The organism is Fortiea sp. LEGE XX443 (assembly GCF_015206815.1).
Classification (GTDB): Bacteria; Cyanobacteriota; Cyanobacteriia; order Cyanobacteriales; family Nostocaceae; genus Nostoc_B.
On the sequence record NZ_JADEXZ010000018.1, the window covers coordinates 57,264 to 82,228 of the forward strand.

General features: G+C 38.9%; 22 protein-coding genes and 1 pseudogene. 18 read left to right on the forward strand and 5 right to left on the reverse strand.

Going from position 1 to position 24,965, the window contains the following annotated elements; genetic code table 11:
- Positions 1-49: 49 nt before the first annotated feature.
- Together IQ259_RS09670 and IQ259_RS09675 are read left to right on the forward strand one after the other, a co-directional pair.
- A complete protein-coding gene (locus tag IQ259_RS09670; protein ID WP_193884065.1) occupies positions 50-1,108 on the forward strand; it encodes a glycosyl hydrolase in 1,059 nt (352 codons plus the stop codon).
- A gap of 158 nt (positions 1,109-1,266) precedes the next feature.
- On the forward strand, positions 1,267-2,139 hold the full coding sequence (locus IQ259_RS09675; RefSeq protein WP_193884067.1) for a TauD/TfdA family dioxygenase: 873 nt from the start codon (positions 1,267-1,269) through the stop codon (positions 2,137-2,139).
- A gap of 194 nt (positions 2,140-2,333) precedes the next feature.
- Here IQ259_RS09675 and IQ259_RS09680 read toward each other — a convergent pair whose 3' ends face one another.
- Together IQ259_RS09680 and IQ259_RS09685 are read right to left on the reverse strand one after the other, a co-directional pair.
- Entirely contained in the window at positions 2,334-2,660 is a 327-nt protein-coding gene (locus IQ259_RS09680; RefSeq protein ID WP_193884069.1) for a hypothetical protein, read from the reverse strand.
- Positions 2,661-2,811: 151 nt separating this feature from the next.
- Positions 2,812-3,894, reverse strand: coding sequence for a class I fructose-bisphosphate aldolase (locus IQ259_RS09685; RefSeq protein WP_193884071.1), 1,083 nt, complete (start codon positions 3,892-3,894; stop codon positions 2,812-2,814).
- A 459-nt stretch (positions 3,895-4,353) separates the two neighbouring features.
- Between IQ259_RS09685 and IQ259_RS09690 the strand changes: the two genes are divergently transcribed.
- Both IQ259_RS09690 and IQ259_RS09695 read left to right on the forward strand, forming a co-directional pair.
- Positions 4,354-6,579, forward strand: a complete 2,226-nt coding sequence (locus IQ259_RS09690; RefSeq protein WP_193884073.1) for an FdhF/YdeP family oxidoreductase — start codon at positions 4,354-4,356, stop codon at positions 6,577-6,579.
- 21 nt (positions 6,580-6,600) lie between these two features.
- Positions 6,601-7,389 carry an ADP-ribosylglycohydrolase family protein gene (locus tag IQ259_RS09695; protein WP_193884074.1) on the forward strand — a complete coding sequence of 263 codons (789 nt, stop codon included), beginning with the start codon at positions 6,601-6,603 and terminating at the stop codon, positions 7,387-7,389.
- 2 nt (positions 7,390-7,391) lie between these two features.
- On the opposite strand, the gene IQ259_RS09700 is transcribed toward IQ259_RS09695, so the two are convergent.
- The 3 genes from IQ259_RS09700 to IQ259_RS09710 form a co-directional block, all read right to left on the reverse strand.
- Positions 7,392-7,931: a WcaF family extracellular polysaccharide biosynthesis acetyltransferase gene (locus IQ259_RS09700; protein ID WP_193884076.1), complete on the reverse strand. Its 540-nt coding sequence runs from the start codon at positions 7,929-7,931 to the stop codon at positions 7,392-7,394.
- Between the two features lie 456 nt (positions 7,932-8,387).
- On the reverse strand, positions 8,388-9,080 hold the full coding sequence (locus IQ259_RS09705) for a PEP-CTERM sorting domain-containing protein (RefSeq protein WP_193884078.1): 693 nt from the start codon (positions 9,078-9,080) through the stop codon (positions 8,388-8,390).
- A 363-nt stretch (positions 9,081-9,443) separates the two neighbouring features.
- Entirely contained in the window at positions 9,444-11,588 is a 2,145-nt protein-coding gene (locus IQ259_RS09710) for a polysaccharide biosynthesis tyrosine autokinase (protein WP_193884080.1), read from the reverse strand.
- 918 nt (positions 11,589-12,506) lie between these two features.
- Between IQ259_RS09710 and IQ259_RS09715 the strand changes: the two genes are divergently transcribed.
- The 14 genes and pseudogenes from IQ259_RS09715 to IQ259_RS27745 all read left to right on the forward strand — a co-directional run.
- Positions 12,507-12,689 (forward strand): hypothetical protein, encoded by a 183-nt coding sequence (locus IQ259_RS09715; RefSeq protein WP_193884087.1) that lies wholly within the window; start codon positions 12,507-12,509, stop codon positions 12,687-12,689.
- A gap of 109 nt (positions 12,690-12,798) precedes the next feature.
- On the forward strand, positions 12,799-14,148 hold the full coding sequence (locus tag IQ259_RS09720) for a glycosyltransferase family 4 protein (RefSeq protein ID WP_193884125.1): 1,350 nt from the start codon (positions 12,799-12,801) through the stop codon (positions 14,146-14,148).
- Positions 14,149-14,506: 358 nt separating this feature from the next.
- A complete protein-coding gene (locus tag IQ259_RS09725) occupies positions 14,507-14,935 on the forward strand; it encodes a hypothetical protein (RefSeq protein ID WP_193884089.1) in 429 nt (142 codons plus the stop codon).
- A gap of 36 nt (positions 14,936-14,971) precedes the next feature.
- Positions 14,972-15,814 carry an ABC transporter permease gene (locus tag IQ259_RS09730; protein WP_193884091.1) on the forward strand — a complete coding sequence of 281 codons (843 nt, stop codon included), beginning with the start codon at positions 14,972-14,974 and terminating at the stop codon, positions 15,812-15,814.
- Positions 15,815-15,883: 69 nt separating this feature from the next.
- Entirely contained in the window at positions 15,884-16,705 is an 822-nt protein-coding gene (locus tag IQ259_RS09735) for a Uma2 family endonuclease (RefSeq protein ID WP_193884093.1), read from the forward strand.
- A gap of 22 nt (positions 16,706-16,727) precedes the next feature.
- Positions 16,728-17,198 carry a DUF29 domain-containing protein gene (locus IQ259_RS09740; protein WP_193884095.1) on the forward strand — a complete coding sequence of 157 codons (471 nt, stop codon included), beginning with the start codon at positions 16,728-16,730 and terminating at the stop codon, positions 17,196-17,198.
- Between the two features lie 123 nt (positions 17,199-17,321).
- A complete protein-coding gene (locus tag IQ259_RS09745; RefSeq protein ID WP_193884104.1) occupies positions 17,322-18,581 on the forward strand; it encodes a polysaccharide ABC transporter ATP-binding protein in 1,260 nt (419 codons plus the stop codon).
- A gap of 127 nt (positions 18,582-18,708) precedes the next feature.
- Positions 18,709-20,034, forward strand: a complete 1,326-nt coding sequence (locus tag IQ259_RS09750; RefSeq protein WP_193884106.1) for a glycosyltransferase family 4 protein — start codon at positions 18,709-18,711, stop codon at positions 20,032-20,034.
- Positions 20,035-20,039: 5 nt separating this feature from the next.
- On the forward strand, positions 20,040-20,990 hold the full coding sequence (locus IQ259_RS09755; protein ID WP_193884108.1) for a glycosyltransferase family 2 protein: 951 nt from the start codon (positions 20,040-20,042) through the stop codon (positions 20,988-20,990).
- Positions 20,991-21,034: 44 nt separating this feature from the next.
- Positions 21,035-21,991 carry a glycosyltransferase family A protein gene (locus IQ259_RS09760; RefSeq protein ID WP_193884110.1) on the forward strand — a complete coding sequence of 319 codons (957 nt, stop codon included), beginning with the start codon at positions 21,035-21,037 and terminating at the stop codon, positions 21,989-21,991.
- Between the two features lie 5 nt (positions 21,992-21,996).
- Positions 21,997-22,752 carry an FkbM family methyltransferase gene (locus IQ259_RS09765; RefSeq protein ID WP_193884112.1) on the forward strand — a complete coding sequence of 252 codons (756 nt, stop codon included), beginning with the start codon at positions 21,997-21,999 and terminating at the stop codon, positions 22,750-22,752.
- Positions 22,753-22,771: 19 nt separating this feature from the next.
- Positions 22,772-23,938 carry a glycosyltransferase gene (locus IQ259_RS09770; protein ID WP_193884114.1) on the forward strand — a complete coding sequence of 389 codons (1,167 nt, stop codon included), beginning with the start codon at positions 22,772-22,774 and terminating at the stop codon, positions 23,936-23,938.
- The gene (locus IQ259_RS09775; RefSeq protein WP_193884117.1) at positions 23,935-24,861 is read left to right on the forward strand and encodes an FkbM family methyltransferase; all 927 of its coding nucleotides are present in this window, start codon (positions 23,935-23,937) and stop codon (positions 24,859-24,861) included. The genes IQ259_RS09770 and IQ259_RS09775 overlap by 4 nt, the downstream gene beginning before the upstream one ends.
- A 16-nt stretch (positions 24,862-24,877) precedes the next feature.
- Positions 24,878-24,965, forward strand: a pseudogene (locus IQ259_RS27745) (IS1 family transposase); the annotation flags it as partial.

Consider the following 24,965-nt stretch of genomic DNA (forward strand, 5'->3'; position numbering starts at 1 on the left):
CTGGAGCGATCGCCAATCTAAGTACAAGCGAACTATTTAGATTATATATATGAATCAAGTAACAACCCCGATCAATCAACCTGGATTAGTCTTGACACCAGGCCCAGAAGGCTGGTGGGACTCCGAACGAATTTCTTCACCACAGGTCTTGCGCTGTCTTGATGGAACTTGGAAGATGTGGTATTACGGTCGGGATGCTTCCTTTGACCGTCAAATTAATCTGCCTACAGGTCGCTGTGGTTTAGCAATTTCTGCTGATGGTATTCATTGGCAACGTGTCCAGGGATTGTTAACTAAAGGGGCTGTCTTTGAACCGCACCCAGATTATCACCGCTTTGACTCAGCCCATGTTGGTGTCAGCAATGTCTATTTCCGGGATAGTCTTTATTGGATGTGGTACTTCGGTGGTGACCACACAATGGTTGAGATGGGGAATTTTCAAGCGAAAGGGTTGAATATGCGCCCCGGTTGTGCTATTTCACGTGATGGCATCAATTGGGTACGTTTGGAAAGTACTTATCAAGGCGCTGTTCTCGATTTAGGCAAGCCAGGAGAATTTGATGCTTTATTCTGCGCCTGGCCGCAAGTGTTATCTGATGATGATGGAACTTGGAAACTGTACTACCATACCCTCAATCCCGATAAAGGATTTTTGGTCGGTTTAGCCTTATCTGGCGATGGTTTACGTTGGGAGAAATTCGGTCAGATTTTAGCCGCGGGTGAATCTGGAAGTTTTGATGAAAGAGGCATTGGGACTCGCCATGTCGTGAAAATAAACGGACAGTACGTGATGTTTTACGAAGGTGTCAATACAAGTGGTTATCACTCCATTGGTCTAGCTATTTCTGACGACGGTATTCATTGGCAAAAAGAAACAGGTGAACAACCAGGCGGTGCTGTGTTTTCTCATGCCCAAAAGGGTTCTGGTCGTTGGGATGCACTGGCAGTAGGTACGCCTTGTATAGTACCAATGGATGATGATAGTTTTCGGATGTACTATATTGGCGCGAATGAAGGTGGTTACGATGAACTATCTTCGCAGCACCAGATTGGTTTAGCTGTCAGTGCCGGAACTAATTTTCGCCAGTGGTATCGCTGGGGTGAATAGACAATCAAGCTATCACATCTGCTGTTCGGGAGATGGATTTAACTAGCACAGTTAGACAATATTGAATTACTTCTATCAAATAAAACTAATTTTAGTGGGCGCACAAGGCGTTACACCCCTATAAATTTAACAAGATTTACATCAAAAGGATTCTTAGAATGCAGCAGCAAACAGTACAGCAGCATCCTAGATTGGGCAAGGAAATATTACAAGGTTGCAATCTAACACAACTTACAACCCCACAAATACAAGAATTTAAACAGTCTCTCTGGGAACATGGTGTAATTGTCGTCAGAAATCAACATCTGACAGCATCGCAATTGAAGGAATTTAACAACCAGACTTTTGGTGAATCAAACTTTAAGTATCAGCCTAAACCTTTAGACCCAGGCATCGACCCAGATTTACAAAGTCTCGGTGTAGCTATTTTGGGAAATCCTAAAGAAAATACTCAAGAAATCGTCGGACAGTTTGCTTGGCAATGGCATCATGACAAGGACTTTCTACCAAGAACAGAAGGTCTGGATATGAATTCTTTGTATGTGGTAATGCTGTATGGTGTGGAAATACCAGCCGAAGGAGTTGATGGCCAACCCCACACAACTGAATTCCTCGACATGGTAGAAGCTTACAATAATCTTGATCCTGAACATCGGCGGCAATTAGAGCAAATGTCAATGTATCATCTGCCGCCAAGAACCTATCAGCCAGCACCTGATGTGCCGATGAAAAAACATCCTATTGTCTCAACCCATAAGGTAACTGGGCAGCGAGGATTATATCTTGGTTCAGATACATCAATTCCTGTGGGGATGGAGGATGAACTGAATTTGGCTAAACAGTTTTGGCAGAAACTATTTCAAACTGTTTTAGAACGTACACCAGTTTACGCTCATGTTTGGCAGAAAGGTGATTTGGTTGTTTGGGATAATTCGCAAGTCATGCACGCAGGTATTCCTTATGATGCCAACAAGTATAAACGTATTGCATTACGTGTAGCAGCCGTAGACAACACCCAAACTTTTATTTAAAAATACAAAATTTGCAGATATAGCAGTAGCCACATAGATTAGGACATCAACAAATCACAAAACCCTTACTTCAAAGGGATTTTAACCCTGTCACCTGTCCTCTGTTACCTGTCACCTGCTGTGTTTAAACCAATTTTTTTGGTAGAGACGTGAATGTTCACGTCTCCATTTTCTTGAAAGTTTTTCTCGTTTTTTTACCGATTTCTTGTTTCTAAATCTCTAATTCTTACTTCATTTTCACGCTTACCAGTCTTGATATAGTCTTCGTCCTTTCTGGCAGCTTTTGAATGTTGACGTTCTTTAGTGGCGTAATAGGGTTTGTTAGACTCGTTTCTTGCTATTCTCAGGTCTTTAGTAGTGTAATAAGGTGGCATTCTTTCGACACTGCGACTTTTACTAGAATAATAACCATCAGCCAAAACGGAATTAGTAGGTAAGCTAATCAGCACAACTAAGCCAGCTATGATGAATATCGCAATTTTGCGACCTAATTGATGAAGTATGCTTTGGATATTTAACATGGAAAAATTGAACTCCTACATCTTAAACAAATGCCTAAATACTAAAAAATAGCCATTTGCCTAACGTCTTCCTCTAGGCTAGTTATAGCTATACAAAAAGGAAGGTAGATATTGATCACCTTCCTTAATTTATTAGACCTTTTGCCTAATCTTAAGCTATAGTTACATCTGGTGATAAATAAACATCTTGAATGGTGTGAAACAGTTTCACTCCTTCTTCAAACGGACGCTGGAAAGCTTTGCGTCCAGAAATTAATCCTGTACCACCAGCCCGTTTATTAATGACAGCAGTGCGTACTGCTTCGGCAAAATCATTTTTACCAGATGCGCCACCAGAATTAATTAATCCTGCCCGTCCAGCGTAGCAATTTAGTACTTGATAACGGGTCAAATCTATGGGGTGATCAGTTGCTAATTCTGTATAAACTCGCTCATCTGTTTTGCCATAACTTTTACCTGTGGCTTTAACAACTGCACCATAGCCATTGTTACATTCAGGTAATTTTTGCTTAATAATGTCGGCTTCAATTGTCACACCTAAATGATTCGCCTGTCCAGTGAGGTCAGCCGCAAGATGGTAATCTTTATCTTGTTTGAAAGCATTATTACGCACGTAACACCAAAGAATAGTTACCATCCCCAATTCATGGGCGCGTTCAAAAGCGTGACTAATTTCTTGGATTTGCCTAGTTGATTGTTCAGAACCAAAGTAAATTGTTGCGCCTATTGCTACTGCACCTAAATTCCAAGCTTGCTCAACACTGGCAAATAATACTTGGTCAAATTGATTGGGAAAGGTTAAGAGTTCATTATGGTTGATTTTGACAATCAAAGGAATTTTGTGGGCATATTTACGTGAGATAATGCCTAATGTTCCCAAAGTTGTAGCAACAGCATTACACCCGCCTGCGATCGCTAATTTGACTATATTTTCTGGGTCAAAGTATATGGGATTTGGTGCAAAAGATGCACCGGCTGAGTGTTCAATGCCTTGGTCAACTGGCAGAATCGAGAGATAGCCAGTATTTGCCAGACGACCAGTAGAATAAAGTTGTTGGAGATTACGCAAAACTTGAGGATTGCGATCGCTATTAAGCCAAACTCGGTCTACAAAGTCTATCCCTGGTAAATGCAATAAATCTTGAGAAACCTTGGCTTTGTAATTCAGCAAGTCTTCCGCTTCTTTACCCAACCATGACTCGATAGAATTAGCCTCTATCAGCGTAGTAGTCATAAAACTTTCCTCAAACTTGAGAAAATAATTTTGCCTTTACGATAGCATTCTGACACTTTAAGTATCAGATGGTTTACCATCTCAGCAAAAACTTATTTTATTAAACTATAAAATATTGTATATATTTATTAGGATAAAATAATCAATAAAGCAGATAAACACAGATGATTTATCCGTGCTTGTCTGTGGCTTTGAATAACTTAAGTAGAATTCTTGCCGATAGCCTATTTTATATTTATTATTTTTAATAAGTCATATACCAAAAGGTACAAATACTTATAACTGTAACGATGATTGACATCAGTAATTGATTCAACAAGCATCCGTCAAAAGTTATATCTACGAGCAAAATTTTATCTGTAAAAAATAAAATAAAGATTAATTAGGCAGATCCAAATGCTGTGCTGGAATCTGGCAAATTAGTTTTATGCAGAATAATTTATTTGTACATCTTTGGTTATGTTACCTAAACCCAAGAAATATTGGACACCCCAGCACTGGGCAAGTTGGAAGCCCTTCGGCATTGGCGAACAGTATCCAAACAACTACTGGGAAGTATTTCGAGCAATTTGGCTGTCCCGCGACAAACTACCCTATGCCTGGAATATCCTCAATCAAGGTGTATGTGATGGCTGTGCTTTAGGGACAACTGGAATGAAAGATTGGACGCTAGATGGTATCCATCTCTGCAATGTCCGGTTGCGGTTGTTGCGGATGAACACCATGCCAGCTTTAAACCCGCATCTGCTTAAAGATGTATCGCAATTACAAACTCAAAGAAGTTCTCAACTACGCGACTTGGGGCGACTTCCCTATCCGATGATGCGCCAACGAGGGGAAAAAGGATTTTACCGCGTTAGCTGGGATGAAGCTTTAGATTTAATTGCCAGTCGTATCCGCGCCACCACACCAGAAAGACTCAGTTTTTACATTACTAGTCGCGGCACTGTCAACGAAACTTATTACGCTACCCAAAAAGCTGTACGAGCAATGGGCAGTAATAATATTGATAATGCAGCCCGCATCTGTCATTCTCCAAGTACCGCAGCCCTGAAAACATCTCTGGGTGCGGGGGCTACCACTTGTTCTTATAAAGACTGGATAGGCACTGATTTATTAGTTTTTATTGGTTCCAATGTTGCCAATAATCAGCCAGTCACCGTTAAATATCTCCACTACGCTAAAAAAGCTGGCACGAAAATTGTGGTAATTAATACTTACCGTGAGCCAGGAATGGAAAGGTATTGGGTGCCTTCAATTGTGGAAAGCGCTTTGTTTGGTACTAAGTTTGCCGAAGATTTCTTTTTGGTAAACGGTGGCGGTGATATGGCATTTTTGAATGGGACAATCAAACACATGATTGTTCACGGATGGGTAGACCAGTCATTTATAGACAGTTACACCACAGGATTTACAGAACTCAAGGCATCTTTAGAACAACAATCTTGGGAAGAATTAGAAAGGCTTTCAGGCGCAACCCGCTATGATATGCACGCCTTTGCCAAAATGGTTGCAGCAGCCAATAAAGCTGTGTTTGTTTGGAGTATGGGCATTACTCAGCATGAATGCGGCGAAGATAATGTCCGCAGTATCATCAATTTAGCGCTGACTAAAGGTTTTGTCGGGCGGGAAGGTTGCGGTTTAATGCCGATTCGTGGTCACTCTGGGGTGCAAGGCGGTGCAGAGATGGGATGTTATGCTACGGTGTTTCCTGGTGGCAAACCCATCAACCCAGAAAATGCAGTTCATTTGAGTCAACAGTGGGGCTTTGAAGTGCCTAGCACTAGAGGTTTAATAGCACCAGAAATGATTGATGCTGCTTACGAAAGGCAGTTAGATGTGTTGTTTTCTGTGGGGGGGAATTTTTTAGAAGTCCTACCAGAACCAGATTATGTAGAAGGCGCTTTGCAACGTATACCGCTGCGAGTGCATATGGATATTGTGCTTTCTAGCCAAATGTTAGTAGAACCAGCAGACACAGTTATATTGTTACCTGCAACAACTCGCTATGAAGTACCAGGGGGAGTAACAGAAACCTCTACGGAACGGCGGATAATTTTCAGCCCGGAAATTCCCGGTTCGCGTATTGGCGAGGCGCTTCCAGAGTGGGAAGTGTTTATGGAATTGGCAAAGCGGGTGCGTCCAGATTTGGCAGACAAAATAGGGTTTAAAAGTACGGCAGCTATCCGCCAAGAAATTGCTCAAGTCGTGCCATTATATGCCGGTATTCAACACTTACAACAGGCAGGTGACCAGTTTCAATATGGTGGTTCCCATTTATGCTTTGGCTGGAATTTTGCTACACCAGATGGCAAAGCACATTTTACACCTTTATCTCCATCCCCAAAAGAAATCCCTGAAGGCTGTTTCTTGGTAGCTACACGTCGAGGCAAGCAATTTAATAGTATGGTGCAAGAACGCAAAGATGCAATTACTGGGGCATTACGCGAGGCGGTGTTAATGAATGTTGCTGATGCAACTAAGTTGAATTTAAAAGATGGAGATCAGGTAATTTTGAAGAACGATTTGGGGGAATTACTAGGAAGGATTTATATTGCACCTATCCAACGCGGAAATTTACAAGTCCATTGGCCAGAGGGAAATGTACTGCTTGATAAAACTAAGCGATCGCTAGAAGGAGTACCAGATTACAATGCTGTCGTAAGGCTGGAAAAACACAACTAAATAATATCCCAGAATATCAGTATGCTAGGCGCGATCGCAGGTGACATTATTGGTTCGGTATATGAAGTCAACAATATCAAAACCAAAGATTTTCCGCTATTTAATCGGCAATGTCGCTTCACAGATGACACTGTGCTAACTGTAGCAGTGGCAGAGATAATTCTTGATGCTGGTGAGTTGCTGCACAGCAGTCAATACATTGAACAATTTAAGTCTTATTTCTGTCGCTATCCCTACGCTGGTTATGGTGGCACTTTTAGAAATTGGGCAACCTCTAGCAACAGTGAGCCATACAACAGTTGGGGTAATGGTTCTGCAATGCGAGTAAGTCCGGTGGGATTTGCATTTAATAATTTAGATGCTGTGTTGCAAGAAGCAAAACGCTGTGCTGAAGTTACTCATAATCATCCTGAAGGTATTAAAGGCGCTCAAGCCACAGCCACAGCAGTATTTCTGGCGCGTACAGGCCATGATAAACCTGCGATTAAATCTTATATTCAAAATACTTTTGGCTACGATTTAGAAATCACCCTTGACCAAATTAGACCTAACTATAAGTTTGATGTTTCCTGTCAAGGTTCTGTCCCCCAAGCTATTATCGCCTTCTTGGAATCTACCGATTATGAAGATGCCATCCGCAATGCCATTTCTTTAGGTGGTGACAGTGACACCATCGCTTGTATTACAGGTGGTATTGCCCAAGCATATTATGGTGGCGTACCAAAAGCGATCGCAGAACAAGCACTATCTCATTTAAATGAGCATTTATATACAATTACCGAAAAATTTATGTTGCGATACTGTACATAGAATTAAATCTGGCGCTGCTTGATTGGTTGAGCCGGATTACCTGCATAAATAGTCATCGCTTCTAAAGAACGCCCTGTAACTCCACCCAAAGTCAATACTGCTCCTCTACCAATGGTAACTCCAGGGCCAACTACTGACTTAGCCGCAATCCAGCTACTTTCTTGAATATAAATTGGGGCAGTAATTAACTTAAAATTGGGATCACTCCAGTCGTGATTGCCCGTGCAGAGATAGACACCCTGAGATATACACACATGGCTTTCGATAGTTACAGGCGCGAGGTTATCAATCCAAGTATCTTCTCCAATCCAAACATGATCACCTACAGTCAACCGCCAGGGAAACTTAATCCGTACTCCAGGTTTTATCCGAACGTTTTCACCAATCTGTGCGCCAAAACTGCGGAGTATCCAAACCTTGAAGCCTGAGACAGTCAACCAACGATTTTGTACTAAAGGTGAACCCAGAAAATACCACAATACTTGTTTCCATAAGGGTGCGCCAGGAGTATAAGTAGCAAGGGTGTAATTATCTAACCGCATATATCAGGCTAATAAACATTCTATTAAGCAACTGCTCCCATATAAACGTGATTATAAGTACCTATTGGCTAACGCACCGAAAATCTTCAATGGTGCGTTGGGATTGTCGTCCATAACGAACTCTACCAGATGAAAACGAAGCAGAGTATGATTTTTAGAAAAATAGGTTGGGTTGAACAACAGTGAAACCCAACAAATTATGCGCGGATGTTGGGTTCATTCCTCAACCCAACCTACACCTACGCCTGAATTTTTATAATAAATGCTTGAGTGTTTAACTTTTTTTATTATTATTTAGAATTCAGCAAGAAAATAGAAAACACACCAAATTTTGAGAAAAGTGATTTATGTCAAAGTTGACCTTTCTTAATTATTAAAATTCTGATTAGGCAAGTGACATATGTTTGAGAGAATCTAGCCTCACTGTTATCTTAATCAAAGTTATTTAAACTGTGATTAAACTGCTACTTTTGCTTTGGCTTCTTTGTTGCCGTACTTGCGCTTTAAGACACCCATACCTATAGTACCTACACCAAGACCAAGCATGGTGATAGGTTCAGGTACTGGTGTAGAGGAGTTAACGAAGCTATCACTACCATTCGGAAACGCGGGTACGTGGATACCAGCTAATAACGTACGACCAAGAATAGCGTTGATAACAGCTTGGTAGTTACCATGAGCCGTGAAGCTAACTCCTAAGGTTTCGTTTGTTTGCACTGAGTTGACGTTATTTTGCCCTGGTACTCTAGTTGCACTAAAGACTGTAGTACCCCATTCTAAAATATTTCCGCTTTGTGGCAAATTAGGACTATTGTCTATTTGAAACTCGACATCCCCAAGGTTATTAACATTGACTTGGAAGTTAGATAGTAGAGTAGATGCTTGTGAACCACCAAAAGCAACCTGATCAATGCGGGCTTGGTTAGCAACAGAGTTGTTAAATGCAAATCTGACTGTATCGTTACCCAGATCGCTTACATCTAATCTAAAGCTACCAGCAAAGGCATCGCCATTTGTGTTATTTGCTCCTGAAATGTTCTGAAAACCAAAGGAAGTAGTGATAGCAGCCGCAGGTCTAGCAACAGTTGTTACAACTGCAACGCTTGCTCCTACCAACAAAGCAGAAAAAACTGGACTAATTTTCATCATTTAAAAACCTGAAAGAACAGTGTGTTAAAAATATACGGTGAAATTTTCCGTAAATCAATGGGTATACGCCGCAACTTCATCAATTATTCATCAAAATAAAATATTTAATTATACTAAGGTTTAATTGTTCTTCACTGACTCTGCTTTTTCCTCAAGGCTATTGGGTATTGTGAGGAAAAAGCTTAGATATAGTAAGCACTTTAACAATAAAACGCTGTTACTAGCAGCATAGTTATTTGATGGCTGTTAAAGCTAAATATGTAAGTATATTAAAGTGCAGAAAATATGTGATGTTACATTAGCCTACGGCATAACACACCCTACCGATGCCAGTATTTTATAAACATCCATTAAACCGCTTTTTTAACTGTTAGTAACCACACCCAATATATTCAACGGCAAAATCTTTAAATAATCTAAAGCTTGCTCTATCACTGAAGCATCTGTTTTACCTACCCTTACAACCATCAAAACCCCGTCTGTATAGGGTGATATCACACTAATATCAGATAATCCAAAGAAATGAGGAGCATCGTAAATTACTAAATCATAATCATTATGAAATTCTGTCATTAGTTGCTTCATTTTTTCAGATGCAAGTAATTTTATCGGATCATCCGGTGCTGGGCCAGCAGTAATCAAAGATAATTGCTCCATAGAAGGTAGTTTATGAATAACTTCACTTACTGGTAAATTTGTAGATAGTAAACTACTCAATCCCCATAGGTTTTTTAAATTTGCTAGGTTGTGAATCATGGGGTTGCGAAGGTTTGCATCTACAAGTAGTACTCGCAACCCCATTGCTGTGACTGTTTGAGCTAGATAAAAAGCAACTATAGATTTTCCATCACCAGCCATAACTGAACTAATGACTAAAGAACGTACTTGGGAATTAGGTTTAATTTGTTGAATATTTGTGTACAAGAATCTTAAAGCATCTAAAAATTCTGTTGAATAACTGCTATATTCTTGAGCAATTGCAACACTTGAATCTTCATTACCTTCTAGCAAGGAATTAAATAGTTTGACTGGAAAAAACTTTGATTTAGAAGTACGCGACTGAAGAGCTTTGACTTCATTATCAAAGGGAACATTCCCTAACAAAGGGAAGTGTATCTTCTTTTTAAGTTTTAGTACATTATGGTAAGTGTTGTCTGTTTTTTCTAGTAATAAAGCGACACCAATACCTACTGCTATACTTACAAACAAGCCTATAATTAAGTTGCGTAATCGACTAGAAGCAGTAACCAACATTGGCTGACTAGGTGGTTGGATTAACTGCCAACCTAACTCTGTTTGTGATATCTGAATTTGTAAATTTTCGCGGTTTGATAAAAAACGATTTAGGCTTTCATTAGCGAATTGTAATTTGCGCTGTATTTCTGTATATTGTCGTGCCAAAATTGGCACTTGCTTACGTTGTTGTTCAAGTTGCTGTGATATTTTGGTAATTTCTCTGCTTTGCACTTCTAAGGATTGAAGTTGACTGTTTAATTCTGCTGCTCTTACATTTAAAAAACGCTTTTCTTCCTGAAGTAACACTGGCAGCAAACTGTTTCTTTTTTCCTTCAAAGTTTGCAGCCTGGGGTTTTCTTCCTGCAAAACTATTGACTCTGTGGCAATTTGAGTGTCTAGCTGCGTTATCTGATTTAAAAGTTGCTGATATAAAGAAGCGCTATTGAGTACTGTTGTTTTTCCCTTTTCTGTCTGAAGAAGGCTTAATTGATTACGCGCTTGTGTCAACTGTAGATTAATATTCTGTCGTGCTTCAGCTAAGGAACTAGCTTGTCTATCAATTGAATCTACTTGGCTCTCTGGGGTATTAAAATTGTATCTTTGGCGAAAAATTTGCAGTTCCTGTTGAATTTGATTAACTCGGCTTTGTATGGATGGTAATTGTGTATTAATAAATTGAATCCCTTGGCGTAGTTTGGTTTGTCGCCTTTCTTGGCTATATTCTAAATAATCTTTGACAATTAGCTCTAATACTTTTTTAACCTGAGTTGCATCGTTCCCTCGATAACGCGTTTCTATAATTTTAGTTTCGCCTAACTGATTAACAGTTAGAGATTTGAGTAGAGATGGATAGGTAATCTCTGGATAAGAAGTTCTCAATTCCTGAAGTGTGTTTCTCATTACTTCAGGGCTTTTGAGAACTATGATTTGACTGTCGTAATCTAGTTTTGAGTTGCTTGAGTTGGTATCTTTAACAATATTCACTACCTCGCTATCATCATTAACCGGTTCCACCAACATAAAAAAATTGCTTTCATATTCTATTGGCTGTTTACTGAACATTACATTCACAACCACAGCTACCATCACAGTCATAGATACTCCTACTATGACTAGTGATCGCCGTCTTAATACATTTAGCCAATCCTGTATACTAAAACTTTCTTCTTGTTCTTCGCTCCAGGGAACAGGAACAGGCTGTGGTTGAGAAAATAAAAGTTTAGAGTTGCCATTTTGTTCAGCGTTTAAGCTTTGGTAAGGTTGGTTACTCATTATGTTTTAATTATTTGTAATAAGTAAGTCGGCGTGAATATTTATCATTGGGATGAGGCAGGAGGCAGAGGGCAGGAGGGAAGAGGGTTTTAGCTTTATTCATATTTCTTTACATAGTTTGCTTTTATTCTGCCGACCTACTTAAAATAACTAAGATTTTAGTATGGAAATGTTTCCATCTCTCTATTACACATAAAGTATGCCTGTGCTAATAATTACTTTTTAGTGGCCATTTTTTATAAAAAATACTGATTAAAGCAAATGCAAAGTGCTATGTTATACATTTTATACACAGAAGTATGCCCAGACTAAATAAACTTCCGCAGAAGTATCTACACAGATCCTAATTGACATAACACCTCTGTATTATAAAGATTTAATTATTCTATGTGTAGATTACCTTTAGAGCAGCTTTATTTAGATGTTGTGTAAGTGTCAATTACTCGGTTAATGAGATGATGTTGGAAAAATCATAAACGGGCAAATTTTGCGCCAATTACCTCACAATAATCCCAATCATGGCCAGGTAAATAAGTGTCTCCACAGTTGCAAAAAGTTAGGTCGCAGTCTTTGTTTAATCGTTAACACCAAACGAGCCAGCCCATCTTTGCTCTACTACAAGGGCGATTGGGTAGCAAAACAAACCTCTTGCGTGTAATCTTTTTGCGTATCGCCGGAAGTTGATTTAGTAGCTATATTTACTTTTTGGTACTTGCTCTACATAAAATTTAATATAAATTAAAACATGGCTTTTATGAAGAAACATCTAAAAAATGTTCTAGGAAAATGAACTTTATATAAAGGATACCAGTCATCTTTAAAACATGGTATCGTATATCTCGTGATCACACTTAGTAAACAAAAACATTAGGAGATTCGTAACTATAGAGAAAAATTATTAAGTAAGAGCGAATATTCATGATTAACAATGCTTTTGTGTTCCTCCCTTGTGTTCCCAGTGTAAAAAAAAAAGCATTAAATCAGAATTTAAGCTGGAGAGATAGCCTAGATACAACAAGTAATACAGGTAATTTTCAGATGTTGTTTAGTGGCATTCAAGAAATTTTTTATAGCCCTGGAAAAACGGAAATTAAAAATTAATCAAAAATCGTTAATCTAGGTTGTATTTTTATGTCTATAAGATTAATGGCTTGAGCAGTTCGGTGGTGTCTTCAACAAAATTTATAATTGATCAACTATGACACAGCCGATGAAACTAAATGAATGGATTAATAAAAAATTTGTACAATCCATTTCTATCCCCATAGAAGGTGAAAATGCACCTTCTATAAAAGCACCAAAATCCATAAAACTGTCTGTAATCACTCAGTTCTTCCCCCCTGATTATGCTGCTACAGGACAGTTGATTGAAGAACTTGTGAAACAGCTAGGGCAACAAGGGGTAAATATTGAGGTATTTACAAGCCAACCTGGCTATGCGTTTCAATCTCAGACGGCTCCAGCCGTTGAATTGGTGGATCGAATAAGAATTCAGCGATCGCGCACGGCTCAACTTTGGCCAGGACGAATTCGTGGTAAAGCTGTTAATGGTGTACTCTATACATTACGCACTTTACTATATCTGCTCAGGGCTTGGCGACGTAACAACATATTATTAGTCACAACAGCCCCTCCATTTTTACCAGTCTTAGGATATTTGGCTCATTTATTGTTCCGATTGCCCTATGTCTGCATACTTTATGACTTATACCCAGATATTGCGATCGCCCTAGGGGTAGTATCCAAACACAGCTGGCTGGTGCGCTTATGGAATGCAATTAACAAACAGGTTTGGCTAAAAGCTAAGGGGATTGTGGTACTTAGCCCGGCGATGAAGCAAAAGATAATATCACATTGTCCTGAAGTTGCTGATAAAATTTCGGTAATACATAGCTGGGCTAACCCAGATGCGATCGTGCCGATTCCTAAATCAGAAAACTGGTTTGCCCAAGAGTACAATTTAGTTAATAAATTTACCGTCCTCTATTCTGGAAATATGGGTCGTTGCCATGACATCGACACCATGTTAGAAGCTGCAAAGCAATTGCAGGACGAACCAATTCAGTTTGTCTGCATTGGTGGTGGTGCCAAACGCGAAGAATTAATCAAGGAAGTAAATCAGCTAGGGCTGAAGAATTTTACCTTCTTACCTTATCAAGATAAGCAAGTGCTGCCCTATTCCTTAACAGCCTGTGATTTATCACTAGTGAGTGTGGATGCAATTACAGAGGGTTTGGTTGTGCCTAGCAAACTTTACTCTGCTTTAGCCTCTGGAAGACCAATTGCTGTCATTTGCTCCCAGTCTTCATATCTGAGAGAAATGGTGGCTGAAGCTGACTGTGGTGGCACCTTTGAGAATGGAGACGGTCAAGGTTTAGCACAATTTATTCGCTTTCTTAGCCGTGATCCGCAAATAGGCGAACGGATGGGCAAGGCAGGTCGTCAGTATTTGCGATCGCACTTCACACCAAAAGTTATATCTCAACAATACTTACGTGTTTTGCAGCAGGCAGTATCTTCTGATGAAGCTATGATTGTATCGGAAAGCAATGTAAAGTAAGCATATTGGAGTTATTAAAGTTCCGTAATTTCCTAAAAACACGAAATGAATAAAGCCACAAATCTTCAACGACATGGTATAAAAATATTATGACATCAACACAAGGTTAAGAGCTTGATTGGAATAGAATTTATTTCAACATAAATCAAGTTCTCAATCTAGCAGAGAAATTGCTTTGTAAAATTTCTAGAGTTGCGAAATAACTAAGCAACAAAAATAGCAGAAACAAACAAACTCATAATTCTAATTGAATATTTTGGCAGTATTTTTCGGAGTTGGGCTTTGATGGTCTTATTGATCTCAGTCCCTCCAACTTAGCCTTCCTGGCTCATGGTTTTTATGTATACAGGGGGTAGAATTGCAGAAAAGGTGTGACCGAAATCGGAAACGTTCTAAACGACGGGCTATTTACTGTCCGATTCATGGCTGCTATCTCGATAGCGTTAGTCAAAAACATAAAATGTTCGCTGACCAAGCAGGTCAGTTACAGCAACGAGGTATGAGTCGGCGAAATGCCTTAATGTTAGTAGCAACTCAGACTACAGTTTCTATAGAAGGGGAATGGTTAGAAGCTTTTTGGTGTGAAGAGTGTCAACAGACGAAATGGTATTACGTTCGTAAATCTGGCGATCGCACCTATGAAATTTCAATAGCGCCACAAGAATTGTGGCAGCAAGTCACAGGAGTGATTGATTCTCAGGGAAATCCTTCTGTAGGAGAGTTTACGAAGAAAAGTGCCAGAGATGTTAACTATCAAGGTCTTGCTGGATTTCAGTTTGTGACTTAATTTATTTATCAAAATATTAATCTTCAATCAATAACTATGAGTAGTACGAAAAATGTCTCCAAACAAGAGTTGGTGATTGAAGCGGGGCGCACCGAACAGCAGTATTGGAAAGATATATGGCGCTATAGAGAATTATTTTATTTTCTGGCTTGGCGTGACATTTTGGTAAGGTACAAACAAACAGCGATCGGTATTGCTTGGGCATTAATTCGTCCCTTTCTAACAATGATTGTGTTCTCTGTTGTCTTTGGACAATTAGCAAAACTACCTTCTCAAGGTGCGCCTTATCCAATTTTAGTGTTTTCTGCCATGTTACCTTGGCAGTTTTTTGCTAATTCCTTATCAGAGTGCAGCAATAGTTTGATTGGCAATGCTAACTTAATCTCAAAAGTCTATTTTCCCCGTCTCATAGTACCGACCAGCGCAGTTGTAGTCAGCTTTGTAGACTTCATGATTTCGGGGATAATTTTGTTGGGGTTGATGGCTTGGTATAACTTTGTTCCTAGTTGGCGGATTCTGACATTACCATTGTTTATTGCTATTGCCTTTGCTGCTTCAATGGGTGCAGGATTATGGCTGGCTTCTTTAAACGTTAAATATCGTGACTTTCGTTATATTGTTCCCTTTATTGTGCAGTTTGGTTTATACATATCACCAGTAGGATTTAGTAGCACCATAGTTCCAGAACAGTGGCGATTTCTCTACTCTTTAAACCCAATTGTTGGCGTAATCGATGGTTTTCGTTGGGCAATTTTAGGGGGAGAATCAAACTTATATTTACCGGGATTTCTGCTATCACTGGCACTAGTATTTCTACTATTAATTAGTGGAATTTGGTACTTCCGCAAAATGGAACGGACATTTGCAGATGTCATCTAGTACTGTTGTCTAAGCTCATCGGTCATCACATAAAATTAAAGTAGATCATCCTGGGAAATAAAGACCGTCATGTACCAAACAAACCCACCGCTTCCCCCCAGTGAAGTCCTACCCACAATGTATGATCTTCCCAGCGAAGACCCAGAAGATCAAGATACGCCTGAGCAAAATCATCCCCGTCCACCGTGGGAAACGATGCCCACCATGTATGATCTTCCTAGCGAAGATCCAGAGGAGCCTGGTTTGCCTGACGAATTTCACGACTTCCAACCCCAACTATTGAGAGAAACCTGCCAACCACCAAATTATCCCTCTGGGGAAATGTTCATTGGTACAGACTTAAATTTGTATTATGATGCCCGCAATCGGTTGTGGCATAAAAGGCCAGATTGGTTTTTAGTATTAGGCGTATCTCGCGCTCAACAACAACAAGAAATGCGCCTCAGCTATGTTGTTTGGCAAGAAGCGATCGCACCATTTTTAGTAGTAGAGTTACTCTCCCCCGGTACAGAAGCAGAAGATTTAGGACAAACATTAAGGGATGCCAACAAACCCCCGACAAAATGGCAAGTTTACGAACAAAACTTACGCATTCCTTACTACGTTGTGTTTGACCGTTACCAAAACTTGTTGCGAGTGTTTCAATTAACAGCAACGCAATATCAAGCAGTAGCACTTGCAGAGCCGAAATTCTGGTTTGAGGAATTACAGTTAGGCTTAGGGCTTTGGCAAGGACACTATCAACAAACAGAAGGTCTATGGCTGCGTTGGTATGACGTTACAGGTAACTGGATTCTAACTCCAGAGGAACGAGCCGAACAAGAACATCAACGGGCTGAACGATTGGCTCAAAGATTGCGATCGCTTGGTGTAGACCCAGATGAGTTGTAAATAGCAAGGGTTGCAAAGCTTCATGTCTGATTCATCTCTCTATCAACAAGATTTTTTGGCTTGGTTAGCCCAGCAACAATCAGCCTTAGCTAGTCGAGATGTCACAGTTCTGGACTGGGAAAATTTGGCAGAAGAGTTAGATGCTATGGGCATTCGAGAAAAAAATGAGTTAAAAAACCGCTTAGTAGTTTTATTAGCTCATTTACTGAAGTGGCATTATCAGCCCATGAAACGATCTGTTAGTTGGTTTACAACAATTGCTAACCAACGGGATGATTTGCAAGATTTATTAGAAGAAAAGCCTAGTCTATATCAGTACATTCCTGAAATTCTGCCAAAAGCCTATCGTAATGCTCGTCGGGAAGCATCCGCAGAAACAGGAATAGGGTTAGCGGCTTTTTTAGAAACTTGTCCTTATAAAATAGAAGAAATTTTACATTCTGAGTTTTTGTGTAATACCACAGATGATTTTGATAGAGCAATATCTGAGTAACTATTTGTCTTCTCTAGCCCTTATATTCAATACAGGCGATCGCATCGTAAAGTTTTGTATGTGCGCCTTTACTCATTGCTTGTTATTAAAAAACGAATCTATTAACTGATAACTAAAAAAACAATGTCGGATACTATAATTCGAGTAGAAAATCTGGGTAAAAAATATATTATTGGACACCAACAACAGGAAAAATACACCGCCCTCAGAGATGTCATAGCTAACGGTGCTAAAGGTTTATTTAAGTCGTTTCAAAATCAAAAATTTAAACCTGCAAATTATCAGGAAGAATTTTGGGCGTTAAAAGATGTCTCGTTTGAGATTAAGCAAGGTGATAGAGTTGGAATTATTGGACGCAACGGTGCAGGTAAATCTACACTTTTAAAAATTCTCAGCCGTATTACTGAACCCACCCAAGGAAACATCAAAATTAAAGGCAGAGTAGCTAGTTTATTGGAGGTAGGTACAGGCTTTCATCCAGAGTTGACTGGGAGAGAAAATATCTACCTCAATGGTGCAATTCTGGGGATGAGTAAAGCAGAAATTAAGAGTAAGTTTGATGAAATTGTAGCCTTTGCAGAGGTCGAAAAATTTTTGGATACACCAGTCAAACGATATTCATCCGGTATGTATGTGCGCTTGGCGTTTGCTGTAGCTGCTCATTTAGAGCCAGAGATATTAATTGTGGATGAAGTGTTAGCAGTGGGGGATGTAGAGTTTCAAAAGAAATGTTTGGGCAAAATGCAAGATGTCGCCCAAGGTGGACGTACAGTTTTATTTGTTAGCCATAATATGGCTGCTATACGCCAGCTTTGCAATTCAGCTATTCTTATGAAAAATGGTACCTTAGTTTTTGAAGGTGGAGCAGAACAGGTAGTTAATCATTATCTGAATGCTGATCAGAGTAAACGCTTATTTTCTGGAGTAATCAGTCGTTACGGAATTGAATTAACTGAGGTATTACTCCAAGATTCTGAAACAGGTGATATTATATATTCTCCTATTTTTAATCATAATTATTTATTGAAACTAAATTTATATGCACATGAGCCACTAACAGATGCAGCAATTGTTGTGCGAATTTATGATGCAATGGGTACTCTAGCTTCTAGTATTTGTAGTATAGAAGAAGGTGTAGCTCCTTTTGTGCTAACAAAAAAGGTAGAAATTGTATTTACACTATCTAAATTGCAACTTTTTCCTGGTCAATATCGAGCTAGTGTACTTGTTTATCGTACGAATGATCCTGTGTGTTACCTAGAAACAGAAGATGCTTTGACCTTTGAGATTTATCCTGCCATTGTAAATGAAGCAATGTGGTCATATCGCTCTGATCATGGTCTTGTGAGGATTGCTGATTGCGGGAGTGTAGTTTACCAATGAAGATTATATTTATTAGCTACGAATATTTACCTTACATAACTGAAAATTACTACTACATACTTGAGTGGCAAAGAAATATCAATGTTTTAAATTTTAGATTTGATGTTTTTTTTGCTCCAATGTTTGCATGAAGTTACTATTCATCATTCCCGAATATCCACCTTGCTCTGGTGGTGGAATTGCAACTTTTTACTGTAGCCTGTTAGCAGAACTATCTCTTCAAGGGCATCAAGTCCATGTAATAGTTGGTAGTGCTTTTTCACCAGCATTAACCGACTATCAGATAAACGGATTGATTGTAGAATTTCTCAAACCCCAGGCGATCAATGCTAATCTTGCTAAATTTGATCGTTACCATGCAATTCCAGAATTTCAACGTCATCTTGCAGCAGCATGGACAGCCTGGGAACAGGTAAATGGAGGTCAAGGCTATGACTTAGTTGAAACAACAGATTGGGGTATGTTGTTTGCTCCTTGGATTGTCTCAAAAAACAGTCCACCTACTGTTGTCCAACTCCACGCCAGCATTGGTCAAATAGATTTTCATGATCCTCAACTTGATAGCCAATTGCAAGGCAGTTTAGTTCGCTTATTAGAATCAAGCTTACTCTCAATTGCAGATGAGTTACAGACTTACAGTCATGCCAACGTGAAAGCTTGGAAACAATTGATTTGTAGAGATGTTACCTATGTTCCTCCTGCTATACCTTATAAACCCATGACTAAACCATTAGAAAAATCTGCCAATGGTTTAGTGGTAGGGCGGATTCAGCACTGGAAAGGCCCAACAATTCTCTGTGAAGCCCTAAAATTACTTGGAGGAAAAGCCCCTACTATCGACTGGATTGGTCGTGATACAGTTTATCGTGATTCAAAAACTTCAATGTCTGCTTATCTTACACAAACCTATCCTGATATTTGGGGAAAAAAAATTCAGCCATTAGGAACATTCTCTCCAGAAAAAACTTGCCAACTTCAATCGATGGCAAACTTTATGCTTGTACCGTCTATTTGGGATGTATTTAACTATACTTGTGTAGAAGGAATGGCTCAAGGACAGCTTGTATTGTGTTCTCAAGGGGCTGGAGCAGCAGATTTAATTACTGATGGGGTCAATGGGTTAACTTTTACAAAAGGAGAACCGCAGAATTTAGCAGACAGGTTGGATACTCTACTGAGTTGGAGTATCGCAGAACGAGAAGAAATTGGCAAGGCCGCTCAAGAAACTGTCAAGGCAACACTTGAACCTAATGCAATTGCTCAACAAAGATTAGAAATTTATGAAAAGCTGATTAATAAAGGCAAATTTTCCATTCGTCCTAATTCTTGGTTAGTGGATGCTGTTTCTCCTAAAAAACCTTTAGAAAAACCATTATCATTTCTTGACCATCTACCTTTGCGTGAGTTGAGTAATTATCTAGTGAAACGCAGTTTGAAAAAATTTCTGAGTTGATAGCTATGAGTCATCCTTCTTTAGCTTTGTGTATTCCTGCTTACAATGCTACAGCTTACCTCCCAAGATTGCTTGAGTCTGCCTTAGCACAGACAATTTCGTTCGATGAAATTTGGGTTTATGACGATTGCAGCACTGATGAAACGGGTAAAGTCGCTGCTGAGTTTGAAGCTAAAGTTATTAGAGGAGAGATAAATCGCGGCTGTTCTCATGGCAAAAATATCTTAGCAGAACACACAACTTGTGAGTGGATTCATTTTCATGATGCCGACGATGCCTTATATCCTAACTTTGTAGAACAAGCTCGCAAATGGATGGTTTTAGACAATTCGCCAGATGTTGTTTTATTCAACTATGAATGTCGGCGAGATGATACTGGAGAGTTGATTGGGATTCGTCAGTTTGATGATGCTGAATTAAGACGAGACGCGATCGCCTACACAATTCGAGAACAAATTAATCCGTTTTGTGGATTGTATCGTCGTTCAGCATACCTACAGGCAGGTGGTTATGATACAGATCCCTTAGTCCTTTATAACGAGGATGTAGCATTCCATTGTCGGATGGCGATCGCAGGTTTAAAATTTGCTGCTGACTCTACAGTTACAATTATCAACTACTGTAGAGCTAATTCTATGTCTGCCGCTAATCAAATTAAATGTACCAAAGCACAATTTCATGTTATGCGAAAGGTTGCTGAGTCTCTCAATGGGAAATACTCTCACGAAATTGCTCAAAAGCTTTGGGGGATTGCTGGAGTTGCGGCTGCTTATTTAGATTGGGAGATTGCTGATAACTGTGTGGATCTCGCTATATCCATACACCATGAAACCCCAAATAATTTAAGTGCTTTGTTTCGATTTTTATGTAGTTTTAATCCTTATTTTGCTATTCGTGTAAGAGAGCGGTTAATCAGATTTCTTAAACCACAGCTTCGTCAGCAAATCACTACTTGATTTTCTTATAAAAATTATTGTTACATTAGTTAATAATTAAATTTATGAAACCTTTAGTTTCTATACTTATACCTTGCTACAATGCTGAACCTTGGTTAGCAGAGACATTAGAATCTGCTCTACAGCAAACTTGGAAAAATATAGAAATAATTGTAGTAGATGATGGCTCAATTGACAGCAGCTTGCAAGTTGCTAGAAAATTCGAGTCACCCAATGTTAAAGTTATCAGCCAAACTAATCGGGGAGCCAGTGCCGCTAGAAATAAAGCACTTCAAGAGGCGCAGGGGGACTTCATTCAATATTTAGATGCTGATGATTTATTAGCATCTGATAAAATTGAACTGCAAATGCAACTTCTGGAAACAGAAACGTCAAGTACTATTATATCAGGAAAATGGTCTCGATTTTGGCAGTCACCAACAGAAGCACAATTTATTCCAGAACCAGTTTGGAGTGATATGTCTGCTATTGATTGGTTAATTTGTTCTTGGGAGGGTGGGGGTATGATGCACCCTGCTGCTTGGTTAGTTCCACGTGTAATCGCTGAAGCAGCTGGTTATTGGGATGAAACTCTATCTCTCAATGATGACGGAGAATACTTTTGTCGTGTATTACTTGCTAGTAAGGGTGTAAAATTTTGCTCTAGAGCAAGAAGTTATTACCGTTCCGGTATTTCCAGCAGTTTAAGTTTTCAAAAATCCAGAATGGCATTGGAATCAGCTTTTCAATCAATAAAACTATGTTCAAGTTACTTGCTTGCTGTAGAAGACAACCCACGCACCCGTCATGCCTGTGCTACAGCTTTCCAACGCTTTATTTATTCCGCATACCCCAATGTACCTGACTTAGTAAAAAAAGCAGAGGCAAAAGTTCAATCTTTTGGTGGTTCAGACATTAAGCCTGATGGTAGTCCTCTATTTAAGTTTATGAAAAGCTTTATAGGTTGGAAATTAGCCAAAGAAATTCAAATAATTAAAAAAACAGTCTTAGAGGCAAAATAAAAATTATGAGATTAGAACTTTTTTATAATCCAGCTTTACTAATTGAACGTCTAGCTATTGAAATTCAACGACGACGACGTTTAAATAAACTTAGAGGAACAGTTGCATTCTCATTAAAATTAGGACATATTGATTCACTTGAGTTTTTAGAAATTATTAAAACAGATTACCCTAAAATTATTTATGATATAGGTGCTAATATTGGAACTTGGACGCTATTAGCAAAAGCAAATTTCCCCCAAGTTACTGTTCATGCTTTCGAGCCATTGATAATACACCACGATAAATTTGAGCAAACACTACAGAATGTCCCTAATGTTTATCTACACAAAGTAGCTTTAGGCTCTAGTTATGGTTCAGTTAATATGCAAGTAACTAGTTTTTCTGATGCTTCTAGTGTTTTAGAAATTGCTGAAGCTACTAAAGATTGTTTCGGCATTACTACAGAACGAGAAGAGAAGGTCAATATATTTCCTTTAGACGCATATATTCTAGAATATAATTTACCTTTGCCAGATTTAATAAAATTAGATATACAAGGGTATGAGTTAGAAGCTTTACGCGGTGCTATAAATTGTCTTATTAATGCTAAGTATATAATATGTGAGGTTAGTTTTATAGAGTTTTACAAAGGACAAGCATTATTTCATGAAATTGTAGAATTTTTACATCAATATAATTTTTACTTGTACGCTCTAGCTATAAACACTCCTATCGGTAGAAAATTATCCCAAACGGATGTTTTATTTTCCAAAAATTAAGTGAAACCATAATGACATCATGAGGATATTTCTGAGTTGTCTACAATCGCAACGACAACATCCCGTACCTGCATACCAGTTCTGGGAAACCTATTTCAAAAATGGAATTGAAGAAGCACAACATGAATGGGTAGAAGCAAAGAAGGTAGATTGGGCTGAAGGTTTAGTTTATTTAGAAAAGGAAGCATTAAGGGAATGGCGTGATCGTACTTGGAACCTTATTATATCATCAATAAAACAACACCATCAAACTAAACCGATTGATTTGTTTCTTGCTTACTTGTTCCCTAAACAAGTTGAGCCAAGAGCAATTCAAGAGATTAAAGCTTTGGGTATACCCTGTGTCAATTTTTTTTGTGATAACGTCAGAGAGTTTACGCGGATTCCTAAAGAATTTTACTGTTTTGACTTACATTGGGTTCCAGAATTTAAAGCTCTCAAAATGTATCAACAGGCAGGACTTAATTATATTTATGCACCTATGCCTGTTTGGATTCCACCTCATCAAAGAAATTGTAACCACCCAGAAAATTACGGTGTGAGCTTTATTGGTTCCCGTGATATACAACGTGAAGTATTGCTTGCTCAAGTTCTAAAATCTGATATTCCAATTGAGATTCGAGGTGCTGGATGGAGCAAAAATACATCCACTTTATCTGATTCCTCTAAACAGCATCAAAACATATTGTATACTGCTATAAATCAATTAAAATTTGTGAATAATCAAGGTATTACAGCGTGGGTTAGGAAGATACAAGCTAAGTCTCTACCCAGAATTTCAGATGATACCTTTTCTGGCTTTATTAAAAAACAACCAAATACTGACGAATACCCAGCTATTATTCAGCAAAGTACAATTAGTTTGGGTATCAACAGATACCCGAGTTATCAATATTCATTTTTCAAACCTAATACTTACTCTCGGATGCGTGATATAGAAGCTCCAATGATGGGAGCTTGTTATTTGACTGAGTGGACTGAAGGGCTAGACCATTTGTATGAGCTAGGCGAGGAAATAGAAACCTATCGCTCATGTGAAGAGTTGATCGAAAAAATACGAATTTTAAAAGCAAGTCCTGAGAAAAGAAATAAACTACGGTGTCGAGGACAAAAGAGAGCGTTAACAGACCATACACTATCTACTAGTCTCAATAAAATTTCTTCTAGTTTAGGTCTCAATCAATGAAATATCCAGCACATCCTGAACTGCTTATCGAATTTGCTCGTTGGTGGGATCAAAATCAAACTGGTGGATGGGATTGTACTTGGCGGCGTCGACCCGTTTGGGTAGCACAATTACTTCAAAAGATAGGAATGCACCAAGAAGTATCAGTTCCACTGTTTTTTGGTGAGCAGATGCGAATCATTACAGGCGAAACGGTTTCCACATCTATTCTGAGTTTCGGATACTCTGAAGTTGCAATTACAGCATTAATGCTCTTTTTAGTCCGTCCAGGTCAAGTTTTTGTAGATATCGGGACACATTTCGGCTATGAGGCACTTTTAGCATGTAAGCTTGTCGGTAGACAAGGGCAAGTAATTTGTTTTGAACCCAGTCCAGCAACTTTCGCTATTGCTCAAAAAAACCTAACTCATTTTCCGCAAGCTAAATTACACTGTCTAGCAATTGCTGAAAAACCTGGAAGTTTAAAATTTCAAAATCGAACAATTTTAGAGTCAGCTTTTAATAGTCTTGTTATGGATCAAAAACATGGTGACTGTGTAGAAGTATCTGTAACAACTCTTGACCAGATCCTGGAAAATCGCACTCAAACTATTGATTTTATAAAATGTGATGTTGAGGGATTAGAAATAGAAATATTGAAGGGAGCAAATAAATTACTTGGTGCTGACTCTCCAGTTATAGTATTGGAAGCTGATATGCCTTCACCAGACGGTAAAGTGTCCCCAAGGGCTTTAGAACTAGCAGCTTATCTTGAAGCATACAACTACCAAGCACTCAGCTTTGACTTTGATGGCAATCTTCGATTAGGTGAAATTAATAGCTTTCCAGTTTTTCATGCAAATATTGCATTTATTCCACGCATGAGGGTTGATATCTTAGCTTTTATTAATAAAAAAATTAGGCATTGCATAATAGAGAGATGAATTGAGGTCATCTACTGTGCAATGTCCATACTGCGGCTCTACGGAAATCAGAAAGAATGGGAAACGTAAAAGTAAACAAAATCACATTTGTACTCATTGCAACC

What these genes read in the sequence shown, in the direction of transcription:
- IQ259_RS09670 (WP_193884065.1), top strand. Translation starts at nt 50, where the DNA reads ATGAATCAAGTAACAACCCCGATCAATCAACCTGGATTAGTCTTGACA.
- IQ259_RS09675 (WP_193884067.1), top strand. Translation starts at nt 1,267, where the DNA reads ATGCAGCAGCAAACAGTACAGCAGCATCCTAGATTGGGCAAGGAAATA.
- IQ259_RS09680 (WP_193884069.1), bottom strand. Translation starts at nt 2,660, where the DNA reads ATGTTAAATATCCAAAGCATACTTCATCAATTAGGTCGCAAAATTGCG.
- IQ259_RS09685 (WP_193884071.1), bottom strand. Translation starts at nt 3,894, where the DNA reads ATGACTACTACGCTGATAGAGGCTAATTCTATCGAGTCATGGTTGGGT.
- IQ259_RS09690 (WP_193884073.1), top strand. Translation starts at nt 4,354, where the DNA reads ATGTTACCTAAACCCAAGAAATATTGGACACCCCAGCACTGGGCAAGT.
- IQ259_RS09695 (WP_193884074.1), top strand. Translation starts at nt 6,601, where the DNA reads ATGCTAGGCGCGATCGCAGGTGACATTATTGGTTCGGTATATGAAGTC.
- IQ259_RS09700 (WP_193884076.1), bottom strand. Translation starts at nt 7,931, where the DNA reads ATGCGGTTAGATAATTACACCCTTGCTACTTATACTCCTGGCGCACCC.
- IQ259_RS09705 (WP_193884078.1), bottom strand. Translation starts at nt 9,080, where the DNA reads ATGATGAAAATTAGTCCAGTTTTTTCTGCTTTGTTGGTAGGAGCAAGC.
- IQ259_RS09710 (WP_193884080.1), bottom strand. Translation starts at nt 11,588, where the DNA reads ATGAGTAACCAACCTTACCAAAGCTTAAACGCTGAACAAAATGGCAAC.
- IQ259_RS09715 (WP_193884087.1), top strand. Translation starts at nt 12,507, where the DNA reads ATGATTAACAATGCTTTTGTGTTCCTCCCTTGTGTTCCCAGTGTAAAA.
- IQ259_RS09720 (WP_193884125.1), top strand. Translation starts at nt 12,799, where the DNA reads ATGAAACTAAATGAATGGATTAATAAAAAATTTGTACAATCCATTTCT.
- IQ259_RS09730 (WP_193884091.1), top strand. Translation starts at nt 14,972, where the DNA reads ATGAGTAGTACGAAAAATGTCTCCAAACAAGAGTTGGTGATTGAAGCG.
- IQ259_RS09735 (WP_193884093.1), top strand. Translation starts at nt 15,884, where the DNA reads ATGTACCAAACAAACCCACCGCTTCCCCCCAGTGAAGTCCTACCCACA.
- IQ259_RS09740 (WP_193884095.1), top strand. Translation starts at nt 16,728, where the DNA reads ATGTCTGATTCATCTCTCTATCAACAAGATTTTTTGGCTTGGTTAGCC.
- IQ259_RS09745 (WP_193884104.1), top strand. Translation starts at nt 17,322, where the DNA reads ATGTCGGATACTATAATTCGAGTAGAAAATCTGGGTAAAAAATATATT.
- IQ259_RS09750 (WP_193884106.1), top strand. Translation starts at nt 18,709, where the DNA reads ATGAAGTTACTATTCATCATTCCCGAATATCCACCTTGCTCTGGTGGT.
- IQ259_RS09755 (WP_193884108.1), top strand. Translation starts at nt 20,040, where the DNA reads ATGAGTCATCCTTCTTTAGCTTTGTGTATTCCTGCTTACAATGCTACA.
- IQ259_RS09760 (WP_193884110.1), top strand. Translation starts at nt 21,035, where the DNA reads ATGAAACCTTTAGTTTCTATACTTATACCTTGCTACAATGCTGAACCT.
- IQ259_RS09765 (WP_193884112.1), top strand. Translation starts at nt 21,997, where the DNA reads ATGAGATTAGAACTTTTTTATAATCCAGCTTTACTAATTGAACGTCTA.
- IQ259_RS09770 (WP_193884114.1), top strand. Translation starts at nt 22,772, where the DNA reads ATGAGGATATTTCTGAGTTGTCTACAATCGCAACGACAACATCCCGTA.
- IQ259_RS09775 (WP_193884117.1), top strand. Translation starts at nt 23,935, where the DNA reads ATGAAATATCCAGCACATCCTGAACTGCTTATCGAATTTGCTCGTTGG.